The 6,872-nt window shown below is 65.3% G+C and carries 9 protein-coding genes; 4 read left to right on the top strand and 5 right to left on the bottom strand.

Features of this window, described 5'->3' with window-relative positions; translation table 11 throughout:
* Positions 1–6: 6 nt before the first annotated feature.
* From purN to ACY693_RS12390, 4 genes are all read left to right on the top strand, one after another.
* Positions 7–684, top strand: a complete 678-nt coding sequence (gene purN / locus ACY693_RS12405) for a phosphoribosylglycinamide formyltransferase (protein WP_462322139.1) — start codon at positions 7–9, stop codon at positions 682–684.
* Positions 685–718: 34 nt separating this feature from the next.
* The gene (gene nhaR / locus ACY693_RS12400) at positions 719–1,618 is read left to right on the top strand and encodes a transcriptional activator NhaR (RefSeq protein ID WP_462322138.1); all 900 of its coding nucleotides are present in this window, start codon (positions 719–721) and stop codon (positions 1,616–1,618) included.
* Between the two features lie 120 nt (positions 1,619–1,738).
* The gene (locus ACY693_RS12395) at positions 1,739–1,954 is read left to right on the top strand and encodes a cysteine-rich CWC family protein (RefSeq protein WP_462322137.1); all 216 of its coding nucleotides are present in this window, start codon (positions 1,739–1,741) and stop codon (positions 1,952–1,954) included.
* A 62-nt stretch (positions 1,955–2,016) separates the two neighbouring features.
* Positions 2,017–3,159: a glycosyltransferase gene (locus ACY693_RS12390; protein ID WP_462322136.1), complete on the top strand. Its 1,143-nt coding sequence runs from the start codon at positions 2,017–2,019 to the stop codon at positions 3,157–3,159.
* On the opposite strand, the gene ACY693_RS12385 is transcribed toward ACY693_RS12390, so the two are convergent.
* The 5 genes from ACY693_RS12385 to ACY693_RS12365 all read right to left on the bottom strand — a co-directional run bounded on the left by ACY693_RS12385 (position 3,101) and on the right by ACY693_RS12365 (position 6,793).
* Positions 3,101–3,481, bottom strand: coding sequence for a DUF2288 domain-containing protein (locus ACY693_RS12385; RefSeq protein ID WP_462322135.1), 381 nt, complete (start codon positions 3,479–3,481; stop codon positions 3,101–3,103). The genes ACY693_RS12390 and ACY693_RS12385 overlap by 59 nt on opposite strands.
* Before the next feature lie 3 nt (positions 3,482–3,484).
* Positions 3,485–4,330: an energy-coupling factor ABC transporter ATP-binding protein gene (locus tag ACY693_RS12380; protein WP_462322134.1), complete on the bottom strand. Its 846-nt coding sequence runs from the start codon at positions 4,328–4,330 to the stop codon at positions 3,485–3,487.
* 64 nt (positions 4,331–4,394) lie between these two features.
* On the bottom strand, positions 4,395–5,276 hold the full coding sequence (gene cbiQ / locus ACY693_RS12375; RefSeq protein ID WP_462322133.1) for a cobalt ECF transporter T component CbiQ: 882 nt from the start codon (positions 5,274–5,276) through the stop codon (positions 4,395–4,397).
* On the bottom strand, positions 5,269–6,054 hold the full coding sequence (locus tag ACY693_RS12370) for a carboxypeptidase-like regulatory domain-containing protein (RefSeq protein ID WP_462322132.1): 786 nt from the start codon (positions 6,052–6,054) through the stop codon (positions 5,269–5,271). The genes cbiQ and ACY693_RS12370 overlap by 8 nt, the downstream gene beginning before the upstream one ends.
* Positions 6,044–6,793, bottom strand: coding sequence for a CbiM family transporter (locus ACY693_RS12365; protein WP_462322131.1), 750 nt, complete (start codon positions 6,791–6,793; stop codon positions 6,044–6,046). The genes ACY693_RS12370 and ACY693_RS12365 overlap by 11 nt, the downstream gene beginning before the upstream one ends.
* Positions 6,794–6,872: the final 79 nt, after the last annotated feature.

Raw genomic sequence — 6,872 nt, 5'->3', positions numbered from 1 at the left:
CCTGACGTGAGCGCAGTGATCGAGTCTCACCAGCAACCGCTGCGGCTTGCAGTACTGATCTCTGGCAGCGGCAGCAACCTGCAAGCGCTGATCGATGCCAGCCAGCGTGCCGATTCGCCGTTCGAGATCGCACTGGTGATCAGCAACCGTGCCGACGCCTTGGGTCTGGAGCGCGCCCAGCGCGCAGGGATACCGACGCAGACCCTGAGCCATCGCGGCTTCGAGACCCGCGCGGCCTATGAAGCCGCACTCAACGATCTTCTAGACCAAGTGGCCCCCGGACTGATCGCGCTCGCCGGCTTCATGCGAATCCTCACCGCCGAGTTTGTCGAGCACTGGCAAGGCCGCATGCTCAACATCCATCCGTCACTGCTGCCGAGCTATCCTGGACTCCACACCCACGAGCGGGTGATTGAAGCGGGCGATTCGGTGCATGGCGCCACGGTCCACTTCGTGACCGCTGAGCTCGACAGCGGGCCAGCGATCCTGCAAGGGCGCGTGCGGGTGCTCAGCGATGATGATCCGGCCCGACTTGCAGCGCGGGTGCTCGAGCAGGAGCATCGCATCTATCCGCTGGCGGCGCGCTGGTTTGCCGAAGGTCGGCTGGCACTGGGCAGCGATGGGCGCACGAAGCTCGACGGGGAGCCACTCGACAGCCCTGTGATCATCGACGCCAACGCCTGACGCCAGCGCCTGAGCTGGCGCTGCCACAAACCTGATGCCGCATCTGAATCTTAAGCACCTGCGCTACTTCTGGGCCGTCGCCACGCACGGCTCGATTGCCCGCGCCTCAGAGGTCCTGCACCTCACCCCGCAGACCATCAGCGGCCAGCTACGTGAGCTCGAAGAGCAGGTCGGCGACAAACTGTTCGCCAAATCTGGCCGAGGCCTGACGCTAACCGAAACCGGGCAGCTGGTCTTTTCCTACGCAGACGATATCTTTCGCCTCGGCGATGAGCTCGAAGACGTGCTCGCCGGGCGCACGCCCAGCGGAGGGCTCCGGCTCAACGTTGGCATCGCCATGGTGGTGCCGAAGCTCCTGACACACCGGGTCCTAGCACCGGTGATGCGAATGCCAGAGCCGGTTCGTCTGACCTGTGCCGAGCGCCCCTTGGTCGACCTGCTGGCCGAGCTTTCGGTGCATAAGCTCGACCTGGTGCTCGCCGACTGCCCGATGAGCCCGGCACTGAATATTCGTGCGTTCAGCCATCCACTCGGCGAATCGACAACCTGCTTCTTCGCCGCTGAGGCCGATGCCGAGAGACTGAGCGCGGGCTTCCCGGCGAGCCTACAGGGCGCTGCGATGCTCATGCCGAGCAGCGGCAGCGCGCTGCGGCGGGCGCTCGAGCTCTGGCTCGAGCGGGAAAGGCTGCAGCCGCGGATCGTCGCCGAGATCGAAGACCGCGCCCTGATGAAGACCTTCGGTGAGGCCGGAGCCGGCATCTTCACCGCGCCCCAATCGGTCGAGGCCGACGTCCTTGCCAAGTACCGGGTGCGCGTCATTGGCCGCGCGCCCGAGCTCAAGGAGCGGCTCTACGCGATCACCGCCGAGCGTCGCATCAAGCATCCCGCGGTCTCGCTGATCACCGAAGCAGGGCGCCGAGGCGACTTCAGTTAGACGCTTGGGTTAGACCCCTGCGTTAGACCCTAGGCGCTGGAATCGAGCGTATCCTGCTCCATCTAGGCTCTAATCGCTCATAACGACCAGCCCATAGACCCTGACCGCGAGGACGAGCTCATGACCTGGGATCAGCCCATCACTGACGGCACCAAGCGTTGCCCGCGCTGCGGCAGCGACTTTGAATGCAAGGTCGACGACCTGCGCAACTGCGACTGCGTCGCCATCAAGGTCTCGCTGCCGGTGCTGAAGATCCTGAAGGACCAATACGACGATTGCCTCTGCCCGAATTGCCTGCTTGAGGTTGCCGACAGCGCGCAGAGCAGCGCTGCCTGACGGATTCGTCTCAACGCCCGCTCGTTACCCTCCCCGCTCGACCCAAGACGCTTGCCAAGCGCATGCCGGCGCCATCAACCCGGATCGCCATCTTCGCCTCTTTTTCTGGGCAAGGCGGTGTCGAGCGAATGCTAGCTCACTTGATCCAGGGCTTCTGCGACCAAGGCTTCGCCATCGACCTGCTGCTGGTGCGCGCGAGCAGCGCCGCGCTCGAGCAGTTGCCGGAAAGCGTGCGCTGCATCCCCCTTCGCCCCGCACATACCTTGCTGGCAACCTTTGCGCTGGCGCGCTGGCTGCACCGCGAGCGCCCGCCAGTGCTGCTCGCTGTCAAGGATCGCGCCGGTCGTGCCGCCGTGATCGCGCGCGCCCTTGCACGCACGGACACCCGTTTGGTACTGCGGCTCGGCACCAATCTCTCCGCCGCTCTTTCCGGCAGCAGCCTCGCTCGACGCTGGCTGCGGCTGGCACCGATCCGACTGCTGTATCCAGCCATTGAGACGGTCGTCGCCGTTTCCGAGGGGGTTGCCGCGGATACGGCGCAGATCGCTCGATTACCCCGCAGCCAGATCCGCGTGATTCGCAACCCGGTGATCAGACCGCAGCTAGCCGAGCTTGCAGCGGCCCCCAGCCCTCACCCGTGGCTGGTCGAGACTAAATCGATACCGGTGATCATCGGTGCCGGCCGGTTCCAGCGTCAGAAGGACTTCCCGACCCTCGTGCGTGCCTTCCACCTCGCCCGGCAAAAACGCCCCTGCCGGCTCCTGATCCTCGGCGGGGGCCGTGGCCGGCGTGCAGTTGAGGAGCTCGCCATCGGACTCGGGCTACGGCTCGGGCCTGATGGGGATCTCGACTTGCCGGGGTTTCAGACCAATTCTTACTGCTGGCTCGCTCGAGCCGATCTGTTCGTGCTCTCATCAGCCTGGGAAGGCTCACCCAACGTGCTCACCGAGGCGCTCGCGCTTGGCATCCCGTCGGTCTCCACCGACTGCCCAAGCGGCCCACGTGAGATCCTTGCCGATGGCCGCTACGGCCCACTGGTCCCGGTTGGCGACAGCGGCGCGATGGCGAGTGCAATGCTGCAAACCCTTGAAAACCCGCTGCCAGCACGCACGCTGAAACAGGCGGTCACCGATTACACCCAGACCGCTAGCAGCTTGGCGTATCTGGACGCGATGGGGCTGAGGGCGCTGCCGAGCTCGACTTAACCTCGACGCCATCCGCAAGCGGCTGTACCAGCAGCCAGGGCCGAATCACCACAGCCCAGACCAAGGCATCGGCCTCGATCCAGCCACGGGCCTGGGTATCGCTGACGCGTTCGATCTGACCGCCCTGCATCCAGTGCTGAACCTGCTGGGCGTGGTCGCGATTGACGGCCAGCGCAACCTCGATGAGGTCCATGCCTGGCCGGACATGGATGGCACGGCCCTGGGCAAAAAACCGCTGCAGCTCGCGCCAGCGAATCTTAGCGGTCTCGCCGCCGAGCTTCGCCTTCAGCAATTCGGGCTGATCTTCGGGCTGATCGATCATCGGTCACTCCTCACCAAGATGTTCGTGTGCATGCAGCGGTAGATCACTCAGGTGGTCATGGTCAGTCGCTAGGCCCGCCGCATGTAGATGCAGGTGTGCATGACGATGCTGATGCGGGTGCCGATGCAGCTCGGCGTCAATCAGGCACCCGTCTTGCAGCAACAGGGCCCGGCTGCTGAGGCGCTCGAGCACCCGCTGCTCGTGAGAGACGATTAACATCGCCTGCGGCAACGCCTCCAGATGCTCAAGCAGCCGTGCCTCGCTGGTCGTATCGAGCCCGCTGGTCGGCTCATCGAGCAACAGCAGCTCCGGGTCCATCGCCAGCACGGTCGCCAAGGCCACCAACCGTTTCTCACCGCCAGAGAGCCGATGGGTCACGCGCGCACCATAGCCCTGGAGACCCAGCGCAGCGAGCGTGCCCTCAGCCATCGCAGCGGCCTCCGATGGCGAATAGCCCAGATTCAGTGGCCCGAAGGCAACATCATCGAGCACGGTCGGGCAAAACAACTGATCATCGCTGTGCTGAAACACCAGCCCAATCTTGGTGCGCGCGCGACGGAAGTCGGCCTCGGAGCGACAGGCCCCGCCCAGCACCCGAATCTCACCGGCACTCGCGTTCAACAAGCCGACGATCAGCTTCAGCAAGGTGCTCTTGCCAGCGCCATTCGAGCCAATCAAGGCCACCCGCTCGCGCCGACCAATGCGCAGATTGAGCCCATTCAGGAGGGGGTTTGCCCCATAGCCGAAGGTCACACCGGCTAGCTCGACAAGTAGGTCACCGCTCTCACCGGTTGCATTGGCTACATCAGCACCGGCCGTGTCCGCTGAATCCAATCGCCGACCTGTCATTGCATGCAACCTCGTTAAACGGCAATCCACAGCCGGTTCCGCCAAAGACTCGGCGAGAGCCCGCTTAGAGAACATGAACAACCCCAGCGTCCGCCAGCAGCACCGCCGCAAGCAGCGTCAGCGCCCCAACCAGTACGAGCGTATCGCATCGCTGCCAGTGGAATCGCTGCAGCAACCGCAGCTGGCCGTCGAAGCCCCGGCAGCGCATGGCCTCGGCAACCCGCTGACCGCGCGCCAGGCTGCGCACCAACAGCATGCCGATGAGCCAGCCGAGCGCGTTCCAGCTGTGTCGGTCGCTGCGCGGTACGAAGGCGCGAGCCCGCATGGCCAGACGCATCCTGCGGTACTCATCGCCAACCAGCTCGATCTGGCGCAAGGTCAGCCACAGCAGCTGGCAGAGCTTGGTCGGCATGCCGAGCCCCGCCAGCGCATGGACCGTCGGGCCGGGACCCAGCGAGCCCACCATCCCAAATAGGATCAGCACGACCGCATTCGCCTTCAGCAGGATCAGCAGTGCGAGCCCAAGCCCCTCGGCGCTGGCCACCAGCGGCCCGAGCTGAAGCAGCGGCGTACCGGGCACCGAGAACGGCAGCGTCAACAGCAGCACCACCATCAGCAGCTCGAGCGGCAGTAGATGGCGCAGCCGTTGCAGCGACACACCGCCGAGCCAGGCGACCAGGCTCGCCGCACCCAAGGCCAAGGCCGCCATGGTCAGCGACTGCAATGAGACCACCGTGGTCGCGAATAGAACCGCCAGCACGACGCGAGCGCGCGGATCGAATGCCGCCAGTCGGTCTGACCGTTCTCCGAAGGCCTGTTCGAGCAAGCCGATGCCGGACGCAGTCTGGCCGAGGTCGCCTTGCGCCGATTCGCCTGGCGCAGTCCCGGATCGAGCGGAATCGGCTTGGTCGGGTCCGGTTTGTTTTGGCGTTGGCGGCTCAGCCATCCGGCTTGTCCAGAACGGACCGCCGCTGCCGCTCCCGACGTCGCGTCCACCAGAGGCCAAGCCCAGCAAGGCCGGCAATATAGCCAAGCCCACCAATAATGTCGCGAATCGAGGCCTTCGCCTGCGCCTCGGCCAGTGCCTCACGCAGTGGCAGCACCTGCCGCGCCACGGCCTGCTCGACCGCCTGCTCGAAACCGGGCTCGATCGACCTCTCAATCCCGCGCTCAATCGCCCTCTCGATCAGAGCATTCAGCGCCGGCTCGTCATCCGCACCCGCGCAAGAGCACGGAGAGACCTCTGAGCGAGCGCTGCGCTCCGGGCCTGCCGGAGGATTCAAGCTGCTGTGACGATTGCTGGGCGCGCCGGCCGCGCGGTCAGTGTCCTCAAGCGACGGGGCCGAGCCCTTTAACGCACCAACCAGTTCAGAGGCCGCAATCGGCCATTCGGCGCGGTGGCCATCGCCGGTCTGAGCGACCACTCGGTAATCCTGTGCGGCCGGCGCTCGAAGGCGAAAGCGACCGTCGTCGCTCGCGCCCAGCTCCGCCACCGCTTTGCCATCAGCGTCGAGCAACTCGACGTCGACACCTCGGGCCGGATGACCACCAACGAAATAGACTCGCCCTTGGATCTCCGCACCATCGACGCTCGCAAAGACCTGCAGCCGATGGGCCTGCGACGGGCTGCTCAGGATCAAGAGGGACAGCGCGATCAGCAGACGCCGCCTGGTCCCCACGCCGCGCCAGCGCGGCAGGTACTCGTATTGAGCGCTAGGAGCCACGGCGCACCTCATCCAACCTCAACAGGGCCGGCTCAACCCGCAACAAGAAGGCGACAACGATGCCAGTGAGCAGCCCCTCGATCAACGCCAAGGGAACGAAGGTGATGGCGATCACCCGCGCGGCCGGCCCGAACGGCTCGCCACTGGCTAATAGGCTCCCCGACAGCATCACGGCGGTGAGCACCACGCCAAGCATCCCAGCCCCTAAGCCAATGACGAAGGCTTGGTGACGCTGCCGGGGACTCCCGATCTCGCTCCCGACCTCGCTCCCGGCACCGCTCACGACCTCGCTCTCGAAACTGCAGGGACTGGCACCGTCATCAGCACTCCCGCCCAGGTCTGCGCTTGGCATCGAGCTCAACACCCGTCGCAAGGCGGGCCGCAGCAGCAACGCCACAACCAGCGCGGGCAGCGCAAGATTCATGGTGTTAACGCCGAGCACCAACAAACCGCCAAAGCCAAAAAAGACGGCCTGCAGCAACAGGGCAACGAAGATCGCCGGCAGGGCTGCCCAACCGAGCAGCAGCCCCATCAGCCCATTCAGCAGCAGATGCACGCTACTCGGGCCGAGCGGTACGCTGATCAGCGAGGAGACGAAGAAGGCCGCCGCCAACACCGCCGCCTGCGGCAGCTCGGCCTCACGCAGTTGCCGCAGCGCGATCGCAAGCAGGCCGGTCGAGACCAGCGTGCCGGTCACAAGCACCGGTGCGGAAAGGACGCCGTCGGGAATATGGGCCATCAGCAGCAGCAATAAGCAGAAATGATCAAAAGATCATACCAGCTTCGTCGCGCCGCCTGGCGTGCTGCGGGGCTGCGGG

This window comes from Halochromatium sp. (genome assembly GCF_054919635.1).
This window is presented reverse-complemented; position numbering and strand designations above follow the sequence as displayed.

Coding starts and splice junctions, on each gene's coding strand:
- ACY693_RS12395 (WP_462322137.1), top strand. CDS start 1,739: ATGACCTGGGATCAGCCCATCACTGACGGCACCAAGCGTTGCCCGCGC.
- ACY693_RS12385 (WP_462322135.1), bottom strand. CDS start 3,481: ATGATCGATCAGCCCGAAGATCAGCCCGAATTGCTGAAGGCGAAGCTC.
- ACY693_RS12365 (WP_462322131.1), bottom strand. CDS start 6,793: ATGGCCCATATTCCCGACGGCGTCCTTTCCGCACCGGTGCTTGTGACC.
- nhaR (WP_462322138.1), top strand. CDS start 719: ATGCCGCATCTGAATCTTAAGCACCTGCGCTACTTCTGGGCCGTCGCC.
- ACY693_RS12390 (WP_462322136.1), top strand. CDS start 2,017: ATGCCGGCGCCATCAACCCGGATCGCCATCTTCGCCTCTTTTTCTGGG.
- ACY693_RS12380 (WP_462322134.1), bottom strand. CDS start 4,330: ATGACAGGTCGGCGATTGGATTCAGCGGACACGGCCGGTGCTGATGTA.
- cbiQ (WP_462322133.1), bottom strand. CDS start 5,276: ATGGCTGAGCCGCCAACGCCAAAACAAACCGGACCCGACCAAGCCGAT.